This window comes from Streptomyces sp. NPDC006510, assembly GCF_040611955.1.
GTDB lineage: Bacteria > Actinomycetota > Actinomycetes > Streptomycetales > Streptomycetaceae > Streptomyces.
In genome coordinates this window covers 13,740-39,884 of record NZ_JBEXPH010000022.1, presented here as the reverse complement: position 1 = coordinate 39,884, position 26,145 = coordinate 13,740, and the positions used below count along the sequence as shown (strand labels likewise).

Annotated in this window: 22 protein-coding genes and 1 pseudogene; 13 read left to right on the top strand and 10 right to left on the bottom strand. The window is 71.8% G+C overall.

Annotation, left to right across the window (positions count from 1 at the left end):
• Positions 1 to 79 precede the first annotated feature (79 nt).
• From ABZY11_RS10280 to ABZY11_RS10270, 3 genes are all read left to right on the top strand, one after another.
• Positions 80 to 565 (top strand): peroxiredoxin, encoded by a 486-nt coding sequence (locus tag ABZY11_RS10280; RefSeq protein WP_356478720.1) that lies wholly within the window; start codon positions 80 to 82, stop codon positions 563 to 565.
• 105 nt (positions 566 to 670) lie between these two features.
• Positions 671 to 1,180 (top strand): hypothetical protein, encoded by a 510-nt coding sequence (locus ABZY11_RS10275; protein ID WP_356478719.1) that lies wholly within the window; start codon positions 671 to 673, stop codon positions 1,178 to 1,180.
• Positions 1,181 to 1,280: 100 nt separating this feature from the next.
• Positions 1,281 to 2,723 carry an SPFH domain-containing protein gene (locus tag ABZY11_RS10270; protein WP_356478718.1) on the top strand — a complete coding sequence of 481 codons (1,443 nt, stop codon included), beginning with the start codon at positions 1,281 to 1,283 and terminating at the stop codon, positions 2,721 to 2,723.
• A 67-nt stretch (positions 2,724 to 2,790) separates the two neighbouring features.
• On the opposite strand, the gene ABZY11_RS10265 is transcribed toward ABZY11_RS10270, so the two are convergent.
• The 4 genes and pseudogenes from ABZY11_RS10265 to ABZY11_RS10250 form a co-directional block, all read right to left on the bottom strand.
• Positions 2,791 to 3,186: a nitroreductase/quinone reductase family protein gene (locus ABZY11_RS10265; RefSeq protein ID WP_356478717.1), complete on the bottom strand. Its 396-nt coding sequence runs from the start codon at positions 3,184 to 3,186 to the stop codon at positions 2,791 to 2,793.
• Positions 3,187 to 3,255: 69 nt separating this feature from the next.
• Positions 3,256 to 3,690: a hypothetical protein gene (locus ABZY11_RS10260; protein ID WP_356478716.1), complete on the bottom strand. Its 435-nt coding sequence runs from the start codon at positions 3,688 to 3,690 to the stop codon at positions 3,256 to 3,258.
• A gap of 187 nt (positions 3,691 to 3,877) precedes the next feature.
• Positions 3,878 to 4,278, bottom strand: a pseudogene (locus tag ABZY11_RS10255) (leucine zipper domain-containing protein); the annotation flags it as partial.
• Positions 4,275 to 5,537: a beta-ketoacyl-[acyl-carrier-protein] synthase family protein gene (locus ABZY11_RS10250; RefSeq protein ID WP_356478715.1), complete on the bottom strand. Its 1,263-nt coding sequence runs from the start codon at positions 5,535 to 5,537 to the stop codon at positions 4,275 to 4,277. The pseudogene ABZY11_RS10255 and the gene ABZY11_RS10250, both read right to left, overlap by 4 nt.
• 64 nt (positions 5,538 to 5,601) lie before the next feature.
• Between ABZY11_RS10250 and ABZY11_RS10245 the strand changes: the two genes are divergently transcribed.
• From ABZY11_RS10245 to ABZY11_RS10230, 4 genes are all read left to right on the top strand, one after another.
• On the top strand, positions 5,602 to 6,222 hold the full coding sequence (locus ABZY11_RS10245) for a TetR/AcrR family transcriptional regulator C-terminal domain-containing protein (RefSeq protein ID WP_356478714.1): 621 nt from the start codon (positions 5,602 to 5,604) through the stop codon (positions 6,220 to 6,222).
• Between the two features lie 360 nt (positions 6,223 to 6,582).
• Positions 6,583 to 7,044, top strand: coding sequence for a hypothetical protein (locus tag ABZY11_RS10240; protein ID WP_356478713.1), 462 nt, complete (start codon positions 6,583 to 6,585; stop codon positions 7,042 to 7,044).
• A gap of 288 nt (positions 7,045 to 7,332) precedes the next feature.
• On the top strand, positions 7,333 to 7,803 hold the full coding sequence (locus ABZY11_RS10235) for a TrkA C-terminal domain-containing protein (protein WP_356478712.1): 471 nt from the start codon (positions 7,333 to 7,335) through the stop codon (positions 7,801 to 7,803).
• A gap of 2 nt (positions 7,804 to 7,805) precedes the next feature.
• A complete protein-coding gene (locus ABZY11_RS10230) occupies positions 7,806 to 9,071 on the top strand; it encodes a cation:proton antiporter (RefSeq protein WP_356478711.1) in 1,266 nt (421 codons plus the stop codon).
• A 27-nt stretch (positions 9,072 to 9,098) separates the two neighbouring features.
• On the opposite strand, the gene ABZY11_RS10225 is transcribed toward ABZY11_RS10230, so the two are convergent.
• From ABZY11_RS10225 to ABZY11_RS10215, 3 genes are all read right to left on the bottom strand, one after another.
• The gene (locus tag ABZY11_RS10225; protein ID WP_356478710.1) at positions 9,099 to 9,647 is read right to left on the bottom strand and encodes a MarR family transcriptional regulator; all 549 of its coding nucleotides are present in this window, start codon (positions 9,645 to 9,647) and stop codon (positions 9,099 to 9,101) included.
• A 143-nt stretch (positions 9,648 to 9,790) separates the two neighbouring features.
• Positions 9,791 to 10,741 carry a M56 family metallopeptidase gene (locus ABZY11_RS10220; protein WP_356478709.1) on the bottom strand — a complete coding sequence of 317 codons (951 nt, stop codon included), beginning with the start codon at positions 10,739 to 10,741 and terminating at the stop codon, positions 9,791 to 9,793.
• A 7-nt stretch (positions 10,742 to 10,748) separates the two neighbouring features.
• Positions 10,749 to 11,267 (bottom strand): BlaI/MecI/CopY family transcriptional regulator, encoded by a 519-nt coding sequence (locus tag ABZY11_RS10215; protein WP_356478708.1) that lies wholly within the window; start codon positions 11,265 to 11,267, stop codon positions 10,749 to 10,751.
• Positions 11,268 to 11,423: 156 nt separating this feature from the next.
• Between ABZY11_RS10215 and ABZY11_RS10210 the strand changes: the two genes are divergently transcribed.
• On the top strand, positions 11,424 to 11,879 hold the full coding sequence (locus ABZY11_RS10210) for a TerB family tellurite resistance protein (RefSeq protein WP_093899464.1): 456 nt from the start codon (positions 11,424 to 11,426) through the stop codon (positions 11,877 to 11,879).
• A gap of 348 nt (positions 11,880 to 12,227) precedes the next feature.
• On the opposite strand, the gene ABZY11_RS10205 is transcribed toward ABZY11_RS10210, so the two are convergent.
• Positions 12,228 to 13,298 (bottom strand): helix-turn-helix domain-containing protein, encoded by a 1,071-nt coding sequence (locus tag ABZY11_RS10205; RefSeq protein ID WP_356478707.1) that lies wholly within the window; start codon positions 13,296 to 13,298, stop codon positions 12,228 to 12,230.
• A 261-nt stretch (positions 13,299 to 13,559) separates the two neighbouring features.
• On the opposite strand from ABZY11_RS10205, the gene ABZY11_RS10200 reads away from it, so the two are divergent.
• The 5 genes from ABZY11_RS10200 (at position 13,560) to ABZY11_RS10180 (ending at position 24,309) form a co-directional block, all read left to right on the top strand.
• Positions 13,560 to 14,240 (top strand): hypothetical protein, encoded by a 681-nt coding sequence (locus ABZY11_RS10200; protein WP_356478706.1) that lies wholly within the window; start codon positions 13,560 to 13,562, stop codon positions 14,238 to 14,240.
• A 130-nt stretch (positions 14,241 to 14,370) separates the two neighbouring features.
• Complete coding sequence (locus ABZY11_RS10195) at positions 14,371 to 16,524, top strand: flotillin family protein (protein WP_356478705.1); 2,154 nt, start codon at positions 14,371 to 14,373, stop codon at positions 16,522 to 16,524.
• 96 nt (positions 16,525 to 16,620) lie between these two features.
• On the top strand, positions 16,621 to 21,591 hold the full coding sequence (locus tag ABZY11_RS10190) for a DNA repair ATPase (protein WP_356478704.1): 4,971 nt from the start codon (positions 16,621 to 16,623) through the stop codon (positions 21,589 to 21,591).
• 30 nt (positions 21,592 to 21,621) lie between these two features.
• Entirely contained in the window at positions 21,622 to 23,616 is a 1,995-nt protein-coding gene (locus ABZY11_RS10185) for an NAD-binding protein (RefSeq protein ID WP_356478703.1), read from the top strand.
• Between the two features lie 63 nt (positions 23,617 to 23,679).
• Positions 23,680 to 24,309, top strand: a complete 630-nt coding sequence (locus tag ABZY11_RS10180; protein WP_356478702.1) for a 3'-5' exonuclease — start codon at positions 23,680 to 23,682, stop codon at positions 24,307 to 24,309.
• Here the strand turns inward: ABZY11_RS10180 and trpS are convergent.
• Both trpS and ABZY11_RS10170 read right to left on the bottom strand, forming a co-directional pair.
• Positions 24,303 to 25,358, bottom strand: coding sequence for a tryptophan--tRNA ligase (trpS, locus tag ABZY11_RS10175; RefSeq protein WP_356478701.1), 1,056 nt, complete (start codon positions 25,356 to 25,358; stop codon positions 24,303 to 24,305). The two genes, ABZY11_RS10180 and trpS, sit on opposite strands and share 7 nt — an antisense overlap.
• 182 nt (positions 25,359 to 25,540) lie before the next feature.
• Positions 25,541 to 25,954, bottom strand: a complete 414-nt coding sequence (locus tag ABZY11_RS10170) for an ATP-binding protein (RefSeq protein ID WP_356478700.1) — start codon at positions 25,952 to 25,954, stop codon at positions 25,541 to 25,543.
• Between the last annotated feature and the right edge of the window lie 191 nt (positions 25,955 to 26,145).

Genomic DNA, 26,145 nt, shown 5'->3' with positions numbered 1-26,145 from the left:
GAGCCGGACCCGTAGAGAGCATGCTGTACGGAACACGCACGGAAGAAACCCGGCAGCACCGGACCACGGAGGAAACGACATGGGATCGTCACCACAACTCGGCGAGAGCGCACCGGACTTCACACTCCCGGGCGGCCTGCTCGGCGGCGAGGACTTCGAACGCCGCGACTACACCCTCACTGCGGCGCGCGGCCGTTCCGTGGTCCTGGCGTTCTACCCGGGCGACAACACGGCCGTGTGCACCAAGCAGCTCTGCTCGTACTCCTCGGGCCTGGAGGCCTTCGACGAACTCGACGCGGAGGTCTGGGGAATCAGTCCACAGGATGTGGACAGCCATGAGTCGTTCGCCCGCGCCCACGGCCTGCGGATGCCGCTGCTCGCGGACACCGACCGGGAGACCGCGCGGGCGTACGGCGTCGCGGCGCCCGGGATCGGGGTGCGCCGCGCGATCTTCCTCATCGGCCCCGACGGGGTGCTGCGCTGGAAGCATGTCGCGCTGCTCGGTGCCACGTACCAGTCGCTGGACACGCTCACCGAACAGCTCTCCGGCATCAAGAACGCGTAAAGACTGCCGGAACCCGGCAGTACCCGCTGCCGCGCGCGTGTGGGATCATCCAGCCAGTTCGACGGAAATGTTCGGGGGATTTCGGAGATCGGGGAGGGGGATCACGTGACCTTGTTTCTCGGTCTCGGCATTGCGGGAATCGTTCTGCTCGCCCTTTCCTTGATCTTCGACGGAATCCTCGAAGGGCTCTTCGGGGGTGTGCTGAGCGGCTTCTTCGACGGTCTCCTGTCCCTCCCGGTCATCGCCGGATTCCTCTCGATGCTCGGTTTCGGAGGCGCGATCGTGCTCGGCACCACCGGACTCGGCACGGTCGCCGCGATCGCCGCCGGAGTACTGGCCGGGCTCGTCGCGGCCTGGCTGACCTGGAAGTTCAGCAAGGTGCTGATGCGAGACCAGACCGACGCCACACCGCGCGGCGACGACCTCGTCGGTACGTCCGGCTCGGTCGTCACGGCCATCCCGGCCGACGGCTACGGCGAGGTCCTGCTGCGACTCGGGGGCCAGCCGGTGAAGCTCGCCGCGAAGAGTCCGGTGCCGGTCGAACGCGGCACCGAGATCTGGGTGGAGGCCGCACTGTCGACCACCTCGGTCGTGGTCCGCCCCGTCGAGCGCTGACCACCGCCCAACCGACACACCCGCGGTGCGCCGCACCGAACCGCGCCGTACCGCCCGACTCGAACTGCCGTCCCCTCAGGGAGGCAGGGGGGACATCTTCATGAGCCCAGTCGTGATCTCAGTCATCGGAGCCGTCGTACTCCTGGTACTCCTCGCGCTCGCCGTCATCACCCGCTACAAGGTCGCCGGGCCCAGCGAGGCGTTCATCATCACCGGACGCCGCGGCAAGAAGTCGACCGATCCGGTGACCGGCCGCACCAGCATCGACAACAGCGGCCAGAAGGTCGTCGTCGGCGGCGGGGTCTTCGTGGTCCCGTTCGTCCAGCAGAAGTTCACCCTGGACCTGTCCAGCCGGCAGATCCCGGTGGCCGTGCGCGGCGCCGTGACCCTGCGCGGCGTGAAGTCCAACCTCGAAGGCGTCGCGATCGTCAAGGTGGGCGGCAGCGAGGAGACGATCCGGGCCGCGGCCCAGCGCTTCCTCCAGCAGCAGGACGGCATCGTCCGCTTCACCCAGGAAGTGCTTTCCGGGGCGCTGCGCGCCATCGTCGGCCGGATGTCGGTCGAGGACATCATCCGCGACCGGGCGGCATTCGCCAGCCAGGTCGCCGAGGAGGCCGAGGCCAGCCTCTCCGGCCAGGGCCTGATCCTGGACGCCTTCCAGATCCAGGACATCACCACCGAGGGTTCCTACCTGGAGGACCTCGGCCGCCCGGAGGCCGCCCGCGCCAAGCAGGAGGCGGACATCGCCGAGGCGGTCGCCCGGCGTGCCGCCGAGCAGGCCCGGCTCAAGGCGGAGGAGGAGATCGCGATCGCGCAGCGGACCCTCCACTTGAAGCAGGCCGAGATCAAGGCGCAGACGGACGAGGCCGCCGCCCAGGCCAACGCGGCGGGCCCGCTGGCCGACGCCGCCCGCCAGCAGGACATCCTCGCCGAGCAGGAGAAGGTCGCCCAGCGCCAGGCCGCACTGACCGACCGCGAGCTCGACACCAAGGTCCGCAAGCCCGCCGACGCCGCCCGCTACCGGGCCGAGCAGGAGGCCGAGGCCCGCCGGATCGCCCAGGTCAAGGAGGCCGAGGCGGACGCCGAGCGCTCCCGGCTGACCGGTCAGGGCGAGAAGCTGCACCGCTCGGCGCTCGCCGACGCCGTGCGCATCGAGGGCGAGGCGGAGGCCGCGGCCATCGCGGCGAAGGGTGCCGCCGAGGCCGAGGCCATGCAGAAGAAGGCGGACGCGTTCGCGCAGTACGGCGACGCGGCCGTGCTCCAGATGCTGGTCGAGGTGCTGCCGCAGGTCGTCGCCAAGGCGTCCGAGCCGCTGAGCGCCGTCGACAAGATGACCGTGATCTCGACGGACGGCGCGAGCCAGCTGTCGCGTACGGTCACGGACAACGTCGCCCAGGGCATGGAACTCCTCAGCTCCACCACGGGAGTCGACATCGCCGCCCTGCTGAAGAACCTCAAGGGCGGCAAGGCGGAGGTCCCGGCCCAGCCGGAGCCCACCGCCCCGAACGGCGACCAGAACGGCAAGATCGAGATCACCGACTGATCCGACGCATCACCACCCGTACGTGCCCGGCCGGTTGCCCACCGTCCGGGCACGCTCATGTCCGGGTTCAGTCCGCGAGATCCACCCGCACGGTGAGCAGATCCGTGCCCAACGCCCGTACCACCGCGCTGTTGTAGCGCGGCAGGGTCCTGAGCCGGGCGCGGGCGTCGTCCCCGGGGAGCGGGTGCGCGGTGCCGGTGTGCCAGCGGCCCGCGATGCGGACCCGGACCCGGGGGTCGGCCCGGATGTTGCGGATGTACTGGGACTTCTCCCCGAACTCCGAGACCAGCCAGAACTCCTGGCCCACCCGCCGACCGCCGACCGGGGTACGGCGCGGCAGCCCGGAGGTCCGGCCCTTCGTCTCCAGCAGGATCTGCGACCCCGACCGTCTCGCGAGCGGGTTCACGACGTGCCGCTGGAACGACGTGACCGCCCTGAACCTCAGTTCCCGAAAGTCCGCCATCGCGTGCCCCTTCCGCCTGCCGCCGCCCATGGGCATCCCGGCCGGTCCCTGGCGACCGTGACCGCGAGCCTACGACCCCGTCGCCGCATCACGGAGGTTGCCGGATGCGCGCGTGGCGGCGAGAGCGGCAGACGGACCCGCTGCCGCCCCTCGCTCCCGCCCCTGCTCGCTCTCGATGATCGCCGCGACCCGCTCCCGCCACGGCAGTGGATCGGGTTCGATCGCCATCTCGGACCGCCGGGCAGCCCAGTACGCCCGGTTCGCCTCACGGGCACACGGCCCGCACAGGGTCTCGTCCCCGACAGGACGGAAGACGTGATCCTCGCCTTCCCCCTCACAGACGGCGAACTCCCGTACGGGCGACGGCGCGACGGGTGGGGACTGGGCGGCCACCGGCGCCGGAAGCTTCTGGACGAGCCGGTGGCGCAGGAACCCGACAGCGGACCGTACGCCGTCCTTGGGCAGCTCACTGGTCAACGCCCGCCGCAGATCCGCAGCACTCACGCCGCGCCGAATCCACTCGGCAGCGGCCTCGGCCCCCGCGCCTCCCGGACCCCGAGGTGCAGTTGCGGATTGGTGTGCCGCAGCGAGAGCAACACCCGTTCGTCCTCCCCGACTTCGGAAGCTCCGGCCTCTTCGGAGGGTGGGTGGGAGTAGTTCTCCCCAAGTTCTTCATCTACCGGTTCATAGCCACCGGCCGCAGCTCTCGGTTGGTCTTGCCGTTGGGGTCGATGAACTTCCGCCGGTTCAGACCGAGGGCGGCCAGGTGGCGGGTGACCTTGCGGCGCGAGATCACAATCCCGTCGACGGCGAGCTCGTGGGCGATGCGAGTGGCCGACCACTTGAGGGCACGCCGCATCTCCTCAATGCGTGTGACCACGTCGACTGGTGTCGCACTCGGCTGATGGTGCGGCGTCGGGCTTCGATCGACCAACCCGAGTTCGCCGTGTCGCCGGTGCCGGTTCACCCACTTCGACGCCGTTGCCCGGGAATCCCCATCTCTGCGGCGACATGCGCGATCGGACGGGTCTTGCAACGTTCGATCAATCGGCGGCGACCCTCCACGGACAAGGGTGCGTTCGCGTGGGTCATGGTGTCGTCGAGGCCGTACGGGACGCGTGGTGCCGGGCGCCGGTGACGATGAGTGAGACGTTCTGTCCGCCGAAGCCGAAGGAATTGCTGAGCACGGCCTCCTGGGGGACGTCTCGTCGCTCTGCGACGACATCGAGATCGATGTCGGGCCCGACGCCGGCCGCGGTGAGGTTGCGGGTCGGCGGGATGACGCCGTGCTCCACACTGAGGACGGCGATGAGCGCCTCGATCGCACCAGCCGCGCCAAAGAGATGACCGAGTGCCGCCTTGGGGGCTGTCACGGTGGCGCGGCCGAAGACCTCCCCGATCGCGTGTGCCTCGGCGACGTCGCCGACCGGAGTTCCGGTGGCGTGGGCGTTGATGTGGCTGATCTGCTCGGGAGCCAAACCGGCTTGCGCAAGGGCCTTCCGCATGGCGGAGACCTGACCGGAGCCGTCGGGAGCGGGTGCCGTGATGTGGTGAGCGTCGGCGGCGATGCCGGCTCCCGCGAGCACCGCGTGGACGCGCGCGCGCCGGCCGCTGGCGTGCTCGGCGCTTTCGAGCACCACGACAGCGGCGCCTTCACTGAGGACGAATCCGCTGCGGTCCGCGGCGAACGGCCGGGACGCCGAGGCGGGTTCGGCGGTGTACCGCGACAGTGCTTGTGCCTGGACGAAGCCGGCGACGGTGATCGGGGTGATCGCGGCCTCGGTCCCGCCCGCGATGACCACGTCCGCCTCGCCGGCACGGATGAGCCTGGCCCCCAGGGCGATCGCCTCGGCACCGGAAGAGCACGCCGAGACAGGCGTGTAGACCCCGGCCCGTGCGCCGTATTCGATACTGATCAGCGCCGCCGCCGCATTGGGCATGAGCATCGGTACCGTGCGTGGCGAGACGCGCCGCGTCCCGGCCGCCTCCAGTACGTCGTCTTCCTTCAGCAGCGTCCGTACGCCCCCGATGCCCGTGCCGATCGCTGATGCAAGCCGGTCCGGGTCCACCCGCGGGGCACCGGCATCGGCCCAGGCTTCGGCCGCCGCGGTGAAGGCTGCCTGCTGCGAGCGGTCGAGCCGCCTGGCCTGCACCGGCAGCAGCGACTCGGCGGGGTCGATCGCCATCGTCCCCGCGACGGTGTCGGGAAGGCCGGCATCCTCGTGGCCGCGCAGGACTCCGCCGCGGATGCCCGACTCGCCGGCAAGCAGGGCCTTCCAGGTGGACTCCACGTCTCCACCGAGTGGTGTGATCGCGCCGAGTCCGGTCACGACGACTTCAGTCCGGTGCATGCTTTGAACCTTTCTTGTATGCGATACAAACGACAGCACTTTTTGTATCACATACAATTTGGCTGTGGAGAAGAAGCGAACCCAAGCTCGATCAACGTCGGCTCGGTCGCGTGACTGCGGTCGCGCGACGAGGCGCCGGCTGATTGAGGCAACTGCACGGCTCTGCAAGGAGCGGCACGGCGCCGAGGTGAGCGTCGCGGAGATCGCGAACGCGGCAGGCGTCTTCCCCAATCAGGTCACCTACTACTTCGGCTCCAAGGACTCGCTGCTCGTGCACGCCGCCTTTCTCGGCTTGCTGCACGACGCCCGACGGATTGAGCGCATCGGTCGCCAAGCCCTCGATGCGGCGACATTTCGGCGCAACATCGCCCGCGCCGCACTGGCCATGCCCTCGCTCCCATCGGTCGCACGCGCACTCGCCGCCGGGATCTCCAAGCCAGAACTCGCCCCCGTGGTCGACCGGCACCTCCAGTTGCTATTCCGGCAATCCGAGCGCTTCGTGAGCCAGCTCATCGACGGTCGCGGCTGGAGGGCCCGCCGACCGCTCGACGTGGAGGTCAGGACGTTCTGGAGCACCGCGCTCGGCGCAGTGCTGCTCGTCCGGGCGGGGGCACACGGCACTGTCGCCGACCTCGACCTCGCCGGAGCATTGACCATCCACGACGAACCCGAGCACGGCCAGTAGGGTCGGGGCTGGCGCGGTGGCAGATGCTCCGTTTCCAGTCCCCGCCCCTACTAGCTCAGTCGAACGAGCCTGCGACGACGACGTGCGCGGTTCCCGCGCGACGGTGGCCTCGTCGCGGTCAGCATGTTCGCCGTCGCCGACGAACTCCACTGTTGTGGCTGGAGCAAGGCGTCAAGAACCTGCTTGCCGGCAACAACTAGGCGGCCATCAGTGGGGGAGCATTTCGACCGACGAGGTACTCCACCCACCTCCGGAACCCGGCCCGGCGACGGCCGCCGGGAACTGCTGGACCCCCGCTCTGCGCGTGCCGCTAAAGTGCGATGCTTGTTCGATTCGCCGCGGGGCGGAGGGGGAGGGGTTGTGAGCGCACAACTGAGGGCCACTGCCGGGGAGTTGGCGAAGCTATTGTGGCGGGAACACACCGTGTACCGGGAGCGGTCCGGTGGTGTGGTCATCCGGGGTGAGCATGTACGGCGGTGGATCAGCCTCGCTCCGACGGGTGGCCGGGACGAGACCCTCGTACGCGTCGGGCGCATCCTGGACGGCGGCACCACCGCTCCGGCGCGCCTGGAGGCCGTGGTGCCCCTCTCCGCCGGTACGGACGTGCTCGCCGCGACCTGCCGTCGCCTGCTCGCCGAGGCGGCGGCCGATGTGGCGCCGGGCGCGCCGGGACGGGCGGCGCCGGGGCGGTCCAAGCGGTCCGGGAAGGCCGCGCGACCCAAAGGCAGTGGGAAACACACCGGTTTCGGTTCATGGGTGATCCTCGCCTGCGTCGCCGGTGTGATCGCCCTGTACGCCCACAGCATCGCGATGCACGGCTGAGTAACGCTACGGGGATACATCAGCCTGCCATGCAGGAAGGGGCCAGGTCGCAACCAGATGTGTCCCTGCAGCCCCTGTAGCACTGGACGACAAACAAGGCCCTGGTCTCCGACCAGGGCCTTCGCCGTGGAGCGGGTGACGAGAATCGAACTCGCGCTCCGAGCCTGCCGGACGCGAACCCGGCAGCCCCGCACCCCCGAGGCGGCGGGACCCTCCGGATAAGGTAATGCGCAGATAAAGAGATCACCAAGTGCGTCAAAGAGCCGCCGCACCTCTCGGGAGGAAGTCATGGGAACCCACCGCACCACGCTGCCCGGAGTCGGTGTGCAGTACGACTACACGACCGAGTCGGGCCAGCACATCTCCGTCGTCGTCCACCACGACGGACGGCGGTTCATCGGCTTCTACGACCAGGACGACCCTGATTCCTGCCGGCTCTCGGTACCCCTGACACCTCAAGAGGCCACCGGCCTCGCGCACCTGATCGACTCCGCGCCCATCGACGCCGTGCGCACCGAGGGCATCGACCTGGTCACCGAGCACATCCCGCTCGGCACCCGTTCCCCGTACGGCGGACGGCTGCTCGGGGACACCAGGGCCCGGACCCGGACGGGGGCCTCGATCGTGGCGGTGCTGCGGACGCACAGTGCGCATCCGTCGCCCGGTCCGGACTTCCGGCTGGCCATCGGGGACACGCTCGTCGCCGTCGGCACACGTGAGGGCGTCGACACGCTCTCCGAGATCATTGCGGAGGGCTGACCGTGCACGACACGACCGCACTGCTGGTGGAGCTCGGCTCCGTCATTCTGGGCCTCGGACTCATCGGACGGTTCGCCGGACGCATCGGGCTCTCGCCGATTCCGCTCTACCTGCTGGCCGGGCTCGCGTTCGGCGAGGGCGGGCTGCTGCCGCTCGGGGCCAGTGAGGAATTCACCGCCGTCGGCGCCGAGATCGGCGTCATCCTGCTGCTGCTCCTGCTCGGCCTGGAGTACAGCGCGTCGGAACTGGTGACCAGCCTCAAGACCCAGTACCCGTCCGGGGCCGTCGACTTCGTGCTCAACGCGACCCCTGGCGCGGTGGCGGCGCTGCTGCTCGGCTGGGGGCCGGTGGGCGCGGTCGCCCTGGCCGGGGTCACCTGGATCTCCTCGTCCGGGGTCATCGCGAAGGTGCTCACCGACCTCGGACGGCTGGGCAACCGGGAGACACCCGTCATCCTCGGCGTGCTCGTCATCGAGGACCTGTCGATGGCCGTCTACCTGCCGCTGCTCACCGCGATGCTCGCGGGAGTGGGCCTCGCCGGGGGCAGCATCGCCCTCCTCATCGCGCTCGGCACCGTCGGGTTCGTGCTCTATCTGGCGCTGCGGCACGGCCGGCTGATCAGCCGGGCCGTGTCCTCGGACAACCCGGAGATGCTGCTCCTGGTCGTCCTCGGACTGACCGTCCTGGTGGCCGGTGTGGCCCAGGAGTTGCAGGTGTCCGCCGCCGTCGGTGCGTTCCTGGTCGGGATCGCGCTCTCCGGCGAGGTCGCCGAGGGCGCGCGCAAGCTGCTGACGCCGCTGCGGGACCTGTTCGCCGCCGTCTTCTTCGTGTTCTTCGGGCTCTCCACGAATCCGTCCGAGATCCCGCCGGTGCTGCTCCCCGCGGCGCTGCTGGCGATCGTCACCGTCCTCACCAAGATCGGCACCGGGTGGTACGCGGCCCGGCGGGCCGGAATCGGTTCGCGCGGACGGTGGCGGGCCGGTGGCACGCTCGTCGCACGCGGCGAGTTCTCCATCGTCATCGCCGGTCTGGCCGTGGCGACCGAGCCCCGGATCGGGCCCATCGCCACCGCCTACGTCCTCATCCTCGTCATCGTCGGACCGCTCACCGCCCGCTGGACCCAGCCGGCCGTGGCCCGGATCCAGGCGTGGCGCGGCCGGGACGGCAGCACCGGCAAGGAAAGCAGTGGTGGCAAGGGGAGCGGCGAGGTCCCGGCGGCGCGCCCGGCGCCCACCACCCAGGAGGAGTTCGCCTCCTCCGCCGACTGAGACCGGCCGTCGTGGCGGGCGGGGACGTCAGCCGTCGCGCCGGGCGGGGAGGTCGGAGGTCCAGCCCAGCGGGTACGCGTCCGAGCCGTCCCCCGGCACGGACGGCTCCCCGCCCGCCGCGGTGAACGCGGTCAGCGCGTCGACCAGGGCGGAGCGCTGCTCCGGGGCGAGCCGCTCGACGATGCCGGCGATCTCCCGGCGCCGGCCCGCCGTGACGTCCTCGACCAGCCGGCGGCCCGCGGGGGTGACCCGCAGCACCGTCTCCCGGCGGTTGGCGGGGTTCACCTGCCGCTCGGCCAGGCCTGCGGCGATCAGCCGGTCCAGCATGCGCATCGCGGTCGACGGGTTCACCCCGAGCCGTTCGGCGAGCGTCACGAGCTTGGCCTCGTCGTGCGTGGACAGCACTACAAGGAGCCGGAACTGGGGCAGCGTCACCCGGTCCTCCACCGCCGCCAGCGAGCGGGCGGAGACGGCGACGAGCAGCCTGGAGGCCGTCAGTACGGCACGGGTCACCTCATCGACGTCGTCCCCCCGGTCCGGGGATCGGTCCTCAGGTGCGTGTTCGTGCGCGGCCATGCCTCTTTGTACCGTGCCGGTGCGCAGTACTCGAATCGGTACCGGGACGCGGCACCGGGTGGTGGCACAAACCTTTGGACTGTGCAACTTTTGCATGGTGACACCTCACCGGCGGGCCGGTGGGTCCATCCCCTTCGTACGACTCATAGCGGGGTCGTCGCGCGCAGGATCCCCACCAGCGTCACGGCGGCGTTGAGCGACGACAGCGCCGAGGCCGCCGTGCCCACCGCCGCGACCAGCGCCGCGAGGGCGACGTGCGCGGACGACGGCGGCCACAGCCGGACCGGCGGGACCGGGGCGAGCAGCGCCTCCACCCGGCGCGGCACCGGGCCCGCCGCCGGGGCCGCGAAGGCCGCGAAGCCGGCCGAGACGTCCGGAGCACGGTGCGAGTACAGCGCCGCCTTGCCGACCGCGACCGCCACCACCCGCCGGTCGCCGACCGCGCACGCGGCGTCCTCGTCCGCCCACCGTTCGGTGCTGAACGACACCGCGGTACGCAGTGGCAGCAGGAACGGGTTGGCGCGCGCCGCGAGTTGGGCGGCCAGCAGATAGCGGTGGTGCCGGGCGGCCAGATGGGCCCGCTCATGGGCGATCAGGGCTTGCCGCTCACGGACGTCCAGGCACTCGGCCATCGCGGTCGAGACGACGACGCGGCCCGGACTCCCGGGCAGCGCGTAGGCATACGGCTGCGGATCCGGGAGCACCGCGACATCGCCCGAGACGACGGACGGCGCGGCGGCCAGCGCACGGCCCGCACGGATACGCAGCCGCACATGGCGGTACACCGTCCACCCGCACGCCCCGAGCACCGCCGCCAGCACCCCGATCGCGACGATGCCCGCCTTCACCTCGTACGGCACCGCGTCCCGCACCTCCGGGTCCGACCAGCTGTCCGGCAGTGGATTGCCCGGGAGTTGGGCGGTGCCCACCACCATCAGAAGGCCCAGGCAGAGCGTGCTGCACAGGGCGAGCAGCACGCCGACGACAGCGAGCAGCCGGGTCGCGCTGCGGGGGTGCAGATGCTGTTCGGCCAGGCGCGCGATCGGCAGCGCGGTCAGCGGCAGCACGAGCGGCAGACAGACGAAGACACCCATCGGTGGGCTACAGGCCTTCCGTGTCACGGGGGTTGTCCGGATCGTCCGGGGCGTCCGCCCGCGCCAGAAGTACGCGCAGGCGTTCCTCGTCACCGGGGGACAGGGCCGAGATGAAGCGGGCGAGCACGGCGTCCCGGTCCCGTTCGCCGTCCAGCACCCGGCGCATCCGCAGGGCGGCGAGACCGGCCTCGTCGGAGGCGGACGTCCAGGTGTAGGAGCGGCCCTCGCGGGACCGGGTCACGGCCTTCTTCGCGAAGAGGCGGGAGAGGATCGTGATGACGGTGGTGTACGCGAGGTCGCCTTCGAGGTGCTCCTGGACCCAGCCGGCCGTCGCGGGGCCGTCCGCCGAGTGCAGCACGGCGAGGACCTGCGCCTCCAGTTCGCCCTGCCCGCGCCTGCGCAGCCGCCGGCTTCCGGGATCTCCGGCGTCGGGGGGCACCGTGCCGGGGAACGGTGCGGCGGCGCCGGGCACTCCGTCGCGCAGTGGTTCGTTGTCCGGGTGGTGGCCGGGCCTGGCCGAGTCCATCGGGTCCGCCCTTCTGCGATGCCGCGTCGGCCGCGGCGTCGCAGCATCCTACTTACCGCCGTTTCCGGGACACAGCAGGCGCCCCTGCTGCTAACTTCTACACGTCTGTAGAGTTGGACTTCATTCCGGCAACGCAACGCAACGTATGGAGACGTCATGGCACTGTGGGATCGGATCAAGGAATCCGCCTCGTCGATGCAGTCGCAGCTGGAAGCGAAGAAGAACGACCTGAAGAGCGGGGCGTTCCGCGACGCGAGCATGGCCATGTGCGCCCTTGTCGCAGCGGCCGACGGTTCCATCGACCCGTCCGAGCGCCAGCGCGTCGCCTCGCTGATCGCGTCCAACGAGGTTCTGCAGAACTTCCCGGCGGACGATCTGCAGCGTCGCTTCAACGATTACGTGAACAAGCTCACCGCCGACTTCGCGTTCGGCAAGGTCAGCGTGCTCCAGGAGATCGGCAAGGCGAAGAAGAAGCCCGCCGAGGCGCGTGCCGTCATCCAGATCGGCATCGTGATCGGCGGCGCCGACGGCGACTTCGACAAGTCGGAGCAGGCCGTCGTGCGGGAGGCGTGCTTCGCGCTCGACCTCCCGCCGCACGAGTTCGACCTGTAGGTCTCCCGCTCGTCCGCCGGCCCGGCTGCCCGGTCCGGCCCCGAACCGCCGGAAGAAGCGCGGCCGACCGACCACCGGCCGGCGCCCGGCAGGCCGGGGGTGCGCGACTCCCCCCTGCACACCCCCGGCCACTTTCCTCCGGACCCCGCATCCACGGCGCGCGCGTCATTGCCGCGTCGACGGGTGCGGGGTTTCGCCCTCAACTACCCGGCGCCGTACGCGGGTTGCGGGACGAACCCGGGCGACCGGTGCGGGTTGCGGACCAAAAGCCCGGTCATAAGCGCGGGTTGCCGGCCAGAGGCCTGACACGGTGGCGGGGATTCGCGCTCATCTCCTCCCCCCGGCGGATCAGACCTCCTTGGTCGGCCAGTCCAGCAGCCGGGCGCCGATGACCGCCGTCTGCAGGGTGTAGCGGTGCGTCGGGTCGGACGGGTCGGAACCGGTCAGCTGATGGATCCGCTCCAGCCGGTAGGTCAGCGCCCGCACGCTCAGCGACAGCCGACGAGCCGTCTCGGCGGCCACACAGCCCGCGTCGAAGTAGACGTTGAGCGTCTTCAGAAGGGGCTCGGCACCGCCGCGGGCCTGCTGGAGCGGGCCCAGCTCACTGCGCACCAGATCGGCCATCGCCTGCCGGTCGCGGGTCAGCACCGGGTAGACCAGCAGATCGGCGGCGTACAGCACCGGATCGTCCAGATCCATCCGCCCCGCCAGATCCAGCGCGTCCAGCGCCTCGTCGTAGGAGTGGACCACGCCCCCGGGCCCGTGGTGCGGGCGGCCCACCGCGACCCGGCCGCCGTCCGTCGCCGCGTGCGACTGCTTGGCGAAGTACCGCAGGACGTCGGGCTGGCTGCCGGGGGCGATGCAGACCAGCCGCCCGTCCTTCGTCGTGATCAGGATCTTCCGGCCGCCGAAGCGGGCGAGCAGCGCCGCCTCGACCGTGCGCGGCACGGAGTCGGTCTCGGTGTACGCCTCGGGGCCCGTCGCCACCGCGACCGCGTGGGCGCGCGAGAGCCGCAGCCCGAACCGGGTGGCCCGCTCGGCGAGCCGGCCCAGATCGCTGCGCCCGTACAGCAGGTCGTCGATGAACTCGCGGCGCGCCGCCTCCTCGCGCCGGACGGTCATCCGCTGGGCCCGCTCGAAGCCCTCCGCGAAGGCGTCGACGGCCTGCTCGACCGCGGCCAGCACCGAATCCGTGGCCGCGCCGTCGCCGGGGGAGGTGAGCGGCCAGGCGGCGCGGGTCGCTGCGAGATGACGGACGACCAGGGCGCGCAGCTGGAATCCGGCCTCGGCGGCCTCCCGGCCCAGCAGGCGGCGATTCTCCAGCTCGTCCCGGGTGAGCCGGCGGCCGGTGGCGGCCACATCGGTCAGGATGCGGGCGTAGTCACCCAGAAGCTCATCGGGTATCTCCGGCTCCGGCACGCGTTCTCCTCCAGTCCTGACGCGACTTTGACACTGACTCAACGCATACCGGCTGGTGCCGGTGCCCGGCATCAAGGAAGGGCAAAGATTGCCGGACTCCGGCAGTGCGATGTCACGCCCCCCGATGACACGATCCGGTCAGCACCAACCGGGGGAACACGGGGGACACGGGGGACGACCCGGCTGCTGCGGCACCGCTTCGGGCGGTGCCGCAGCACCTGGGTCATCACCGGCCGCCCGGCAGGACAAGGGGGTCGACGGATGCAGGAGTTCCTGAGCGCGGCAACTGCCTTTCCCGCCGTACTGTTCGGCGCGGCGCTGGCTGTCGTCGTCGTCTTCTGGCTCCTCGTGCTGGCCGGTGCGGCCGACCACCACTGCTTCGACGGCGACCTCGATACCGACCTTGCCGGGATCGGCGGGGTGCCGGTCACCGTCTCGGTGTCCGTGATGGTCGTCGTCGGCTGGTTCACCGGCCTCACCGGTACGGTCCTGCTGCACCGCAGCGATGCCACCGGCCTCACCCGGGCCGCGCTCGCCTGTGCCGTGCTCGTCGGAGCGCTGCTGCTCGGCCGGGCCGTGCTGCGGCTGCTGGTGCGCTGCTTCCGCCGGCGCTTCCCCGACGAGCCCCCGCCGTCGCGGCAGGACTTCCTGGGCCGGGTCTGCACGATCCGTACCGGTTCCGTCAGCTCCGACTTCGGCCAGGCCGAGGTCACGGCGGACGACGGCTCCACCGCGATCGTCCAGGTCCGGCTGCTCGCTCCGGCGGACGGCACGGCCCTCGCCGCGGGCAGTGCGGGGCTGCTGTACGCCTACGACGACGAGGGCGAGTTCTTCTGGGTCTCGCCCTACGACAAGGCGCTGGACCCGGGACCGCCGACGCCCCGACCACGCACGGCGCCGCCGCGCACGGGTGCCCGCCGCTCCCCGCGCCGCACCGGCTGACCGCTCGGACCGCTCGGTCCGGCTGCACCGGCCGGGCCACCCGTCGCGTCGCCGTCGCCCGCCGTCGGGCCGCCGGGACCGCCGCACCCCCTTCCCTTCACCACCTTCCTCACCAGCCGCAAGGACTGTCATGGATGCCATCACCCTGGGCTTCGGTGTGCTCGTAGCCGTTGTCCTGCTCATCGCCGTCGCGCTGCTTCTCGTCATCAGCCGGCTCTTCCGCAAGGTCGAGCAGGGCAAGGCGCTGATCATCTCCAAGACCAAGAAGGTCGATGTCACCTTCACCGGGGCGGTCGTCCTGCCGGTCCTGCACAAGGCCGAGACCATGGACATCTCGGTGAAGACCATCGAGATCCGCCGCACCGGGCGCGAGGGCCTGATCTGCCAGGACAACATCCGCGCCGACATCCACATCAACTTCTTCGTGCGGGTCAACAAGACCGTCGAGGACGTCATCAAGGTCGCCCAGTCCATCGGTACGGAGCGGGCCAGCGACAAGGTGGGGATCCAGGAGTTCTTCGGCGCGAAGTTCGCCGAGGCGCTCAAGACCGTCGGCAAGCAGCTGGACTTCGTCGATCTGTACACCAAGCGCGAGGAGTTCCGGGACCGCATCATCCGGGTCATCGGCACGGACCTGAACGGCTACCACCTCGACGACGCCGCGATCGACTTCCTTGAGCAGACGCCGATGACGCAGCTCGACGGCGCCAACATCCTGGACGCGCAGGGCATCCGCAAGATCACCGAGCTGACCGCGATCGAGCACGTACGCACCAACGAGTTCCAGCGCACCGAACAGAAGGAGATCACCCGGCAGGACGTCGACGCCCGGGAGACCATCCTGGAGCTGGAGCGCCGCCAGGCCGAGGCCGAGATCAAGCAGCGCCGCGAGGTCGAGACGCTGCGGGCCCGCGAGGAGGCCGCCACCGCCAAGGTCCAGGAGGAGGAGCGGCTCGGCGCCCAGGCCGCGTTCATCCGTACCGAGGAGCAGCTCGGCATCCAGCGGGAGAACCAGGCCCGGGAGATCGCCGTCGCGCAGAAGAACCGCGAGCGGGTCATCGCGGTGGAGAACGAGCGCATCGAGAAGGACCGGCTGATCGAGGTCATCGGGCGCGAGCGGCAGACCGAGCTGAACCGGATCGCCGCGACGAAGGAGGTCGAGGCCGAGCGCCGCGAGGTCGCCGATGTGATCCGGGAGCGGATCGCGGTGGACCGTACGGTCGCCGAGCAGGAGGAGTCCATCAAGACGCTGCGGGCCGTCGAGGAGTCGGAGCGCACCCGCAGGTCGGTCATCATCGCCGCCGAGGCTGAGGCCCAGGAGAAGCTGGTCAAGGACATCAAGGCCGCCGAGGCGGCGGAGGCCGCGGCCACCCACCTGGCCGCCGAGCAGCTGACGCTCGCCGAGGCCCGGCTGAAGACCGCGGACCTGGACGCCCAGGCGAAGCTGCGGCTGGCCGAGGGCATCCAGGCGGAGTCCGCGGCAGCCGGCCTCGCGGAGGTCCAGGTGCAGGACGCGGAGGCCGACGTCATCGAGAAGAAGGGTCTCGCCGAGGCCGAGGCCGCGTCCGCCCGGCTCAGGGCCGAGGCCGAAGGGGCCAGGCTCAAGGCGCTCGCGACGGCCGAGGGCACCCAGGCCCAGGCGACGGCCGACGCGGCGATGATCGGTGAGAAGCTCAAGGCCGAGGCGGCGGGCCTCACCGAGAAGGCGGCCGCGATGGCGGCGCTGGACGACGCGTCGCGCGGGCACGAGGAGTACCGGCTGCGGCTCGCCGCGGAGAAGGAGATCCGGCTGGCCGGCCTCGATGTGCAGCGGCAGGTGGCCGAGGCACAGGCGACGGTGCTGGCCACGGGCCTGGAGAACGCCGACATCGACATCGTCGGCGGGGAGTCGGTCTTCTTCGACCGGCTGGTCTCGTCCATCTCGATGGGCAAGAGCTTCGACGGTTTCGTGGAGAACTCGGACACGGCGAAGGCCCTCGCGGGTCCGTGGCTGAACGGCACCTCGTCGTTCACCGACGACCTGACCCGGGTGCTCGGGTCGGTGTCCACGGGCGATGTGCGGAACCTGACGGTGTCCGCGCTGCTGATGCGGATGATGCGGGCGCCGGGAGCCGGGTCCGCGTCGGGCCAGGTGCAGCAACTCCTGGCGGCCGTGAAGGAGTTGGGTCTGGCCGATATGCCGGTCTCCGCACTGACCGGGGTGACGGACGGCTCCGTACCGACCGGCGCGGCGGACGGCTCCGCCGTACCCGTCTCGCGCAACGGGGCGACGCCGGTCGCGTAGCGCGAAGCCGGGCCCGTCCGGCGGCCGGCAACCGAGCGGCACCGGGGCGCACCCGCACCACACACCTCGCAACACCTCGCAGGGAGAGTCGTACGCATGGACACCGACACCACGACCGCAGCGCCCACCGGCGGCCCCGTGGACGCGGGGACGTACGACGTGCTGCGCCGCCGGCTCGGCGACCGGGCCGCCGAGCTGGCGCGCCGCGCCGAGGAGCTCAACGCCCGGCGCACCGAGGAGTTCGGGTCGACCGAGCTCCGGCTCACCGGCACCGAGCAGATCCGCACCGGGTACGCGGCCGTGCCCCGCGACCTGGTCGCCGTCGGCGGGCAGCTGCTGTTCGGCTTCGAGCGGGGCCCGGGGGCGGCGGACCCTGCCGAGGTGTCCGACGTACTCGCCCTGTACGGGCCGGAGTTGGGGTCGCCCGTCGCAAACGGGTGGCCGGCCGACGAGGGCTTCGTACGCGAGTTCACCGCGCTGCACCGCTACTACCGCGACGCCCGGCTGCTGCGGCTGCGCCGGGTGGACGGGAAGCTGCTCGCCGTCTTCCGTACCGGCGAGAGCGCGGACGGCATCCGGGTGCTGCGCTGGGCGCTCGCCCCGGACGGTTCGCCGGGCGCGTTCCTCGACGCGCGCGGCGACCGCGACCACGTCTTCCCGCCCTCGCACGACTTCACCTGGACCGTCGCGGGCCGCGAGTCGCACGTCCTCGGCCGGCACCCGCACATCGCGGTCGGCGGGGACGGCCCGGAGACCGCCCCGCTCTTCGTCGACACGCTGGGCGGCACCCTCACCGTCAAGACGGTGAACGACACCGATACCCCCGACGGGATCTACGAGGAGCCGGTCACCGAACCCCTCCAGTCGCTCGCCGACGCGGAGGTCGAGTACGCCACCATCGGACCGCTGGTCCTGCTCCGCGTCCGCCCCTACAACGAGGAGTCCTGGCGGTACCTGGTCTTCAACACGCTGCTCGGCACCGTGCTGCGCCTGGACGGCATCGGTCCGGCCTGCCACCGGCTCCCGGAGGACCAGGGGATCATCTTCCCCGGCGGCTACTACCTCACCGCCGGCACCGCCAAGACCTTCGACATCGCCGAGCCGCTCACCGACCCGGTCTTCGAGGGCGCCGTCCGCTCCCCGAACGGCGAGGACGTCCTCTACGCCTTCCGCTCCCCCGACGACGGCCGCGGCCTGCTGCTGCCCTACAATCTGATCCGGCAGGAGGTCGCCACCCCGCTCCAGGGCCGCGGCCACGCCCTGCTCGACGACGGCACCCTCGTCCTGCTGCGCACCACCGCCACGGGCGACGAACCGGCCCGGGTCCACCCCTTGCAGCGCTGGCGGACCCCGTACGTCTCCGACACCCACGCGGCCTCCCGCCCCGCCGGTACCGGCCCGCTGGCCCGGGTCGGCAACGCCGATCTGGTGCGCGGCATCTCCGACTGCCTGGCGCTGGCGCACAGCGCCGCCGAGACGACACCGACCGCCGCCGTGTACGCGCAGCTGGTCGCGGACTGCACCCGCGCCACCGACCGCTACCACTGGCTGGACGACTCCGAACTCGGCTCCCTCGCCGACCCGTTGGTGGATCTGAAGGCCACCGCCCAGCAGGTCGTCGTCGAGTTCGAGACCGTGCGGGAGCTGACCCGGCAGGCCGCCGACGCACTCACCGAGACGGCCGACCGGCTCACCGCGCTCGCCCGCCGCATCCGCGGCGAGGCCCCGCGCTCGGCCGCCGCCTGGGTGGCCCAGCTCACCGAACTGCGCCATGCCCACGGTCACTTGGCGACGCTCTCCGAGATGCGGTACGCGGACACCGAGCGCATCGCCGAACTCTCCGCCGCGACCGCCGCCGACCTCGAATCGGCCGGGCAGCGCGCCGTCGCGTTCCTCGGCCGGGACGACGCCTTCCGCGGCTACCACGAGGACATCGCCCGCCTCACCGCCGAGGCGTCCGCGTCGGCCACCGTCGCGGACACGGCGGCCCTCGGCGACCGGCTGAGCGGGATGACGGAGGGCCTGAGCACGGTCACGGATGTCGTCGCCGGTCTCGACATCGGGGACACCACGGTCCGTACGTCGATCCTGGAGCGGATCGCCGAGGTCCTCGGCGGGGTCAACCGGGCCCGCGCCACGCTCGAAGCCCGTCGCCGCGAACTCCTCGACCACGAGGGCCGCGCCGAGTTCGCCGCCGAGTTCGCCCTGCTCGGTCAGGCCGTCACGGGGGCGATCGCCGCCGCGGACACCCCGGACGCCTGTGACGAGCAACTGGCCCGGCTGCTGCTCCAGTTGGAGAACCTGGAGTCGCGGTTCGCGGAGTTCGACGACTTCCTCGCCGAGCTGGCCGAGCGACGGACGGAGGTGTACGAGGCGTTCTCGGCCCGCAAGCAGACCCTGCAGGACGCCCGCGCCCGGCGCGCCGAGCGGCTGGCGGATTCGGCGGCCCGGGTCCTGGAGACGGTCTCCCGGCGGCTGTCCGCCCTGCCCGACCTGGACGCCGTCCACACCTACTTCGCCTCCGACCCGATGGTCGCCAAGATCCGCCGCACCGCCGAGGAGCTGCGCGGGCTCGGCGATCCGGTCAGGGCCGAGGAGCTGGACGGGCAGTTGCTGGCCGCCCGCCAGGAGGCCGGGCGGGCGCTGCGCGACCGCAGTGAGCTGTACGCGGACGGCGGCGCCACGATCCGGCTGGGCCGGCACCGGTTCGCGGTGAACACCCAGCCCTTCGACCTGACGCTCGTCCCGCACGGGGACCGGCTGGCGTTCGCCCTCACCGGCACGGACTACCGGGCCCCGGTCACCGACCCGGAGTTCGAGGCGACCCGCCCGTACTGGGAGCAGACCCTCCCCTCCGAGTCCCCGCACGTCTACCGGGGCGAGCACCTGGCCGCCCGGCTTCTCGACGAGCGGGGCGCGGACACCCTCGCCGCCCTGGACCCGGCCGAACTCACCGCTCTTGTACGGGAGTCGGCCGCATCCGCGTACGACGAGGGCTATCAGCGCGGCGTTCACGACGAGGACGCCACCGCGATCCTCACCGCCCTGCTGCGGCTGCACGCCGGGGCCGGTCTGCTGCGCTGCCCGCCCGCCGTACGGGCGGCGGCACAGATCTTCTGGGCGTACGGCACGGACGAGGCCCGGCGCACCTCCTGGACCCGGCGGGCCCGCTCGCTGGCCCGCGCCCGGGAGACCTTCGGCCTCGCCCCGGCCGTCGACGCCCTCCAGGAGGAGTGGGCGGCCGTCATCCCGGGCGAGGACCCGTCCGCCGTCGCCGCGTACCTCTTCGAGGAGCTGACGAGCGGCCCGGCCGGATTCGTCACCAGCGCCGCCACCCGCACCTTCCTGGACAAGTTCCGCCGTACGACGGGTACTTCGGCCTACGACGAGGACCTGGCCGCGTTGTGCGACGACCTGCCGGCCCGCCGCCAGCTCGTCGAGGGCTGGCTCGGCTCGTACGACGCCGCGAGCGGCACCGGGATCGGCGCGGGCGATCTCGCGGAGGCCGTCGCCGTGGAGCTCTGCCCGGAGCCGGTGCTCGACCGGTACGACTGCGAGGCCCCGCTGACCGCCCGGGTGGACGGTCTGCTCGGCACCCATCCGCGCATCGACCGGGGCGCGCTGACCGTCCGGCTCGACGAACTCCTGGCCCGCACCGACGAGTTCCGCACCGTGGTGGTCCCCGGCTTCCGCGCCTACCAGCGGCAACGCACCGCGCTGGTGACCGCCGAGCGGTCCCGGCTGCGACTGGACGACCACCGGCCGCGCGTCATGTCGGCGTTCGTCCGCAACCGGCTGCTGGACGAGGTGTACCTGCCGCTGATCGGGGACAGCCTCGCCAAGCAGCTCGGCACCGCCGACGCCGACCGGCGCACCGACTCGCAGGGCCTGCTGCTGCTCGTGTCGCCGCCCGGCTACGGCAAGACGACGCTCATGGAGTACGTCGCCGACCGGCTCGGCCTGGTCCTCGTCAAGATCAGCGGCCCCAACCTCGGCCACGACGTGACCTCGCTCGATCCGGCGCAGGCCCGCACCGCGACCGCCCGCCAGGAGATCGAGAAGATCAACTTCGCGCTGGAGTCCGGCAACAACACCCTGCTCTACCTCGACGACATCCAGCACACCTCGCCCGAACTGCTCCAGAAGTTCATCCCGCTCTGCGACGCCACCCGCCGCGTCGAGGGCGTGCGGGACGGCGAGCCGCGCAGCCACGACCTGCGGGGCAAGCGGTTCGCGGTGTGCATGGCGGGCAATCCGTACACGGAGTCGGGCGAGCGGTTCCGGATCCCGGACATGCTCGCCAACCGGGCCGACGTCTGGAACCTCGGCGAGGTGCTGAGCGGCCGCGAGGATGTCTTCGCGCTGAGCTTCGTCGAGAACGCGCTGACCGCCAACCCCGTACTGGCCCCGCTCGCCGGCCGCTCCCGCGACGACCTCACCCGGTTCGTACGCCTCGCCTCCGGCGACAGCGCGGCGCGCGCGGACCGGCTGGACCACCCGTACACGCCCGCCGAGGTGGACCGGATCGTCGCGGTCCTGCGCCATCTGCTGACCGCCCGGGACACGGTGCTGGCCGTGAACGCCGCGTACATCGCCTCGGCGGCGCAGACGGACGCGACGCGCACCGAGCCCCCGTTCCGGCTCCAGGGCTCGTACCGCAACATGAACAAGATCGCCGAACGGATCGTGCCGGTGATGAACGACGCGGAGCTGTCCGCCGTCGTCGACGACCACTACGCGGGCGAGGCCCAGACGCTGACGACCGGCGCGGAGTCGAACCTGCTGAAGCTCGCCGCGCTGCGCGGCCGGCTCACCCCGGAACAGTCCGCGCGCTGGTCCGCGATCACCGCCTCCTACGTCCGTACGCAGGCACTGGGCGGCCCGGACGGCGACCCCATGACCCGGGCCGTCGCCGCGCTGGGGCTGCTCGCGGACCGGATCGCGGCGGTCGAGTCGGCGATCGTCCGGGTCGCGGATCCGCGCCATGTGCTCACCAACCCGCGGGCCCGGCACGCGGCTTCGCCACCCGCCGGACTCCCGCCCGCCGAACCGGCAGAAGATCACTGACCGCACGCCCGCGGAGGTGAGGAACAAGGCATGCTGGGTCACGTGCCCCCACTTCCCCAGCAGCCCCAACGTTCCCCGTTCAGCGGACACATGGTCGTCTGCGGCGACGACGCACTGGCCCGGCGGCTCGCCGTCGAACTGCGCTACGTGTACGGGGAACGGGTCGCCCTCGTCCTGCCGCCCGGACGCGACGCCCGCAGGCCGGAACTGCCGTTGGCCGGACGGGGGTTGGCAGCCGCACTGTTCGGCCGCATGTCATCGGCGATAAACCGCAACGGCGGCAACGGCGGGGGCGGGGCCGACGCACTCGGGGACGACACCAACGCCGGGGTCGACCCGGTCCAGATCCTGGAGGCGCCGGAGCCGTCCGACGAGGCGTTCGAGGAGGCGGGCGTCGCCTCGGCCGCCGCCCTGGCCCTGGTGTACGACGACGACGAGCGCAACATCCGCGCCGCGCTGACCGCCCGCCGCCTCAACCCCCGCCTCCGGCTGGTCATCCGGCTCTACAACCGCAAGCTGGGCCAGCACCTGGAGACGCTGCTCGACCAGGCCGCCGCCGTCGCCACACCCGGCCTGGACCGGGCCGCGCTGGACGCCTCCACCACCGTGCTCTCCGACGCCGACACCGCCGCCCCCGCCCTCGCGGCAACCGTCCTCACCGGCTCCAGCAAGGTCATCGAGGCGGAGGGCCTGCTGCTGCGCGCCGCCGAACGCACCCCGCCCGGAGGCGGCCAGATCGCCGACCCCGGCCTGTGCACCCTCGCGCTGCTCTCCTCCACCACCCATGACCCGGCGGGCACCGAGGGCTCCGACAGCAGCGGCGACGAAGGCCCCCGGCTCCTCCCGGACGAACGGCAGGTGGCGGCGGCGACGGGCCGGGGCACGATCGTCCTGGAAGCGGTCAGCCAGGCCGGCCCGCCCGGTCCGCCGCCCCGGATGGGCGGCCGGGGCGCACCGCTCGGCCAGGTCTTCTCGCGGCGGCTGCGCTGGTCGGCGCTGGGCGTCGGCCTGGCCGTCGTGGCCCTCGCCGTCGCCTCCACCCTCACCACCGGCGACGATCCGCTGCACGCCGCCTACCTCACCCTGCTCGACCTGTTCGCGATGGGCGACCCGGCGATCGGCGCCCAGACGGCCCGCCAGATCATCCAACTCCTGTCCGGCGTAGCCGGGTTGATGCTGCTTCCCCTCCTCGTCGCGGGCGTCCTGGAAGCCTTCGGATCGCTGCGCACGGCATCCTCCCTGCGCCGCCCGCCACGCGGCCTGTCCGGCCATGTGGTGCTGCTCGGCCTCGGCAAGATCGGTACGCGGGTCCTGGTCCGGCTGCGCGAACTCGGCATTCCGGTGGTGTGCGTGGAGGAGGACCCGAACGCGCGCGGCATCCCGGTCGCCCGGCGGCTGCACGTACCGGTGGTCCTCGGTGACGTCACGCAGGAGGGCGTGCTGGAGGCGGCGAAGATCCAGCGCTCCCGAGCCCTCCTCGCCCTGACCAGCGCCGACACCACCAACCTGGAGGCGGCCCTGTACGCCCGCTCGGTCAAGCCCGACCTGCGCGTGGCCCTGCGCCTCTACGACGACGAGTTCGCCACCGCCGTCTACCGCACCCTGCGCACCGCCCACCCCCAGGCCGTGACCCGCTCCCGCTCCGTCTCCCACCTGGCCGCCCCGGCCTTCGCGGGCGCCATGATGGGGCGCCAGATCCTGGGCGCGATCCCGGTCGAGCGGAAGGTGATGCTGTTCGCGGCGATCGAGGTGGCGGGGCATCCGCAGCTGGAGGGCCGCACGGTGGAGCAGGCGTTCCGGGCGGGCGCCTGGCGGGTCCTGGCCCTGGACGCCACCCCGCCCGAGGACCGCCGCCCGGACCTGACCAGCCACACCCCGGCCGCCCCGGACCGCCCGTCCGGCCTGCTCTGGGACCTGCACCCGGGGTACGTACTGCGCCCCGAGGACCGCGTGGTGATCGCCGCGACCCGCCGGGGCCTGGCCGAACTCCTGCGCAGGCGCCGCCCCGTGGCCCCGAGGCCATAGGGCGTGTCCGGTGGACGCCGAAAACCGGATGCCCGGCACGCGTCCCGCTCCTACCCTGCCCCCATGGACACGGCCCCCGAACTCCTGAATGTGATCGACATCGAGGCGACCTGCTGGGACGGGCAGCCGCCGCCCGGTGCGGTGAGCGAGATCATCGAGATCGGGCTGACGGTCGTCGACCTGCGCGCGGCCAATGGGGTCTCCCCTGCTCGAACGGAGTTGAGAGCTCGGGGAAGGGTGGCCCGCCACCGGATCCTGGTCCGGCCCGCCCGGTCCACGGTCAGCGCCTTCTGCACCGAACTGACCGGCCTCACCCAGGCCGAGGTGGACACGGGCGTGTCCTTCGCCGAGGCCTGCCGCCTGCTGGCGTCCGAGCACCGATCGGGCATCCGCCCCTGGGCCAGCTGGGGCGACTACGACCGCAACCAGTTCACCCGCCAGTGCCGGGCGACCGGCACCCCGTACCCCTTCGGCCACCGCCACACCAACGCCAAGCTCCCCTTCACCGCCGCCCACGGCCTGCGCAAGCGCCCCGGCATGGCCCAGGCCCTGAAGGTGGCGGGCCTCCCTCTGGAGGGCCGCCACCACAGCGGCGCGGACGACGCCTGGAACATCGCGGCGCTGATCCTGGAGACGGCGGCCCGGGGAGCCTGGCCGGAACCCACCCCTTCGACGGGCCAGATGTACTACTGAAGCCCGCCCCCCATCACCCCCCGCACCTCGTCCAGCGTCGCCACGGCGATCTCATTGGCGCGCTCGTTCCCGGCCCGGAGCACCGACCGCACGTACCCCATGTCCCGCGCGTACTCGGCCCGCCGGGCCCGGATGGGCGCCATCCGGCTGTTGACGGCGTCGGTCACCCTCCGCTTGAGGACAGCCGCCCCACCCCCACCGATCTCCTCGGCCACGGCGTGCGGGTCCCGGTCCAGACAGAGCGCCGCCAACAAGACGAGCGAGGACACCCCGGGCCGGCCCTCGGGGTCGTACGTGATGTACCGCTCGGCATCCGTCTTCGCCCCCTTGATCAGCCGGGCGGTCTCATCGGCATCGGCACCGAGCGCGATGGAGTTCCCCCGGCTCTTGCTCATCTTGGTGCCGTCGGTACCGAGCAGCAGCGGCGCGGCGGAGAGCAGCGCGTCCGGCTCCGGGAAGACCGCCCCGTACCGCTCGTTGAAGCGCCGGGCGACGGTCCGGGTCACTTCGAGGTGCGGCAGCTGGTCCTGCCCGACCGGCACCAGATTGCCCTTGCAGAACAGGATGTCGGCCGCCTGGTGCACGGGATACGTGAACATCAGCCCGCTGACGGCCGACTGCCGGGAGTGCGCGATCTCGTCCTTGACGGTGGGGTTGCGGTTCAGCTCGGCGACGGAGACCAGGCTCAGGAACGGCAGCAGCAACTGATTGAGCGCGGGCACGGCGCTGTGGTTGAAGACCGTCGAGCGTGCCGGGTCGATCCCGACGGCCAGATAGTCCAGCAGCATCGCCTCCATGTACTCGTCGAGCCGGTCGGCGACGTCCCGGTCGGTGAGCACCTGGTAGTCGGCGATGATCACGAAGACGTCCACCCCGAGCTCCTGCAGCCGGACGCGGTTGTGGAGGGTGCCGAAGTAGTGCCCGAGGTGCAACGGCCCGGTGGGCCGGTCCCCGGTCATCACCCGGAACCGGTCGGGCGCCTGCCGGATCCGCGCCTCCAGCTCGACGGTGCGCTGCTCGGGCGATGCGGTGACGATGCTGCTGCTCATGGGGTCTCTCTCTCCTCGCGATGCTGGTGCTGGTTGCGTGGAGGACGGCCCGCCGGGATCGGCATCCGTACCCGTACGAGGGCAGAGAAAAAGGGCCGTCCATTTCGAACGGCCCTGATTCCGTGCAGAGGGAGGCGGCCGCTCCTAGAAGGAGCGCCACCAGTTTCGGCACGGTACGGAGGTCATGGACCGAGCTTAACGGCCGCAAGCTCCGCCCACACGACTTTTCCCGGCCCGCACCGCGCCCCGTACCCCCACCGGTCGGCCAGCGCCTCCACCAGCACCAGCCCCCGACCGCCACATGCACCGGGCTCCGGCTCGCGCACCTCCGGCGGTACGTCCGAGGCATCGTGCACCTCGATCCGCACCCCGCCACGCATCGGCCGGAACCGGGTCTCGATCTCCCGCCCCGGCGTGACGCGGGCGTGCTGACCGGCATTGGTCAGCAGCTCGGAGAGCACGAGCACCGCCGCCTCCTCCAGCTCCGGGAACCCCCAGCCCGCAAGCGCGGTACGCAGTTCCGCCCGAGCCAGCGACACACAACGCGGATGCCGGCTCCAGCGCCGCACGACGGCACGGTCCGCCGTTCCGCTCACCGGCCCACCACCACACCGAGAACCGGGCTCGGCCCCGCCTCGATCCCCTGCCGATCCAGCCACCACACCCTCCGCCGTTCCCGCCGACACCGATTCCCGGCACGCTCCCAGCGGGCGAACTCGGCTTGCTGGAAGTTCAGTTGAAGCTTTGGACGGACGGGGAAGCATGGGCGTACGAGGCCGTCACCCCG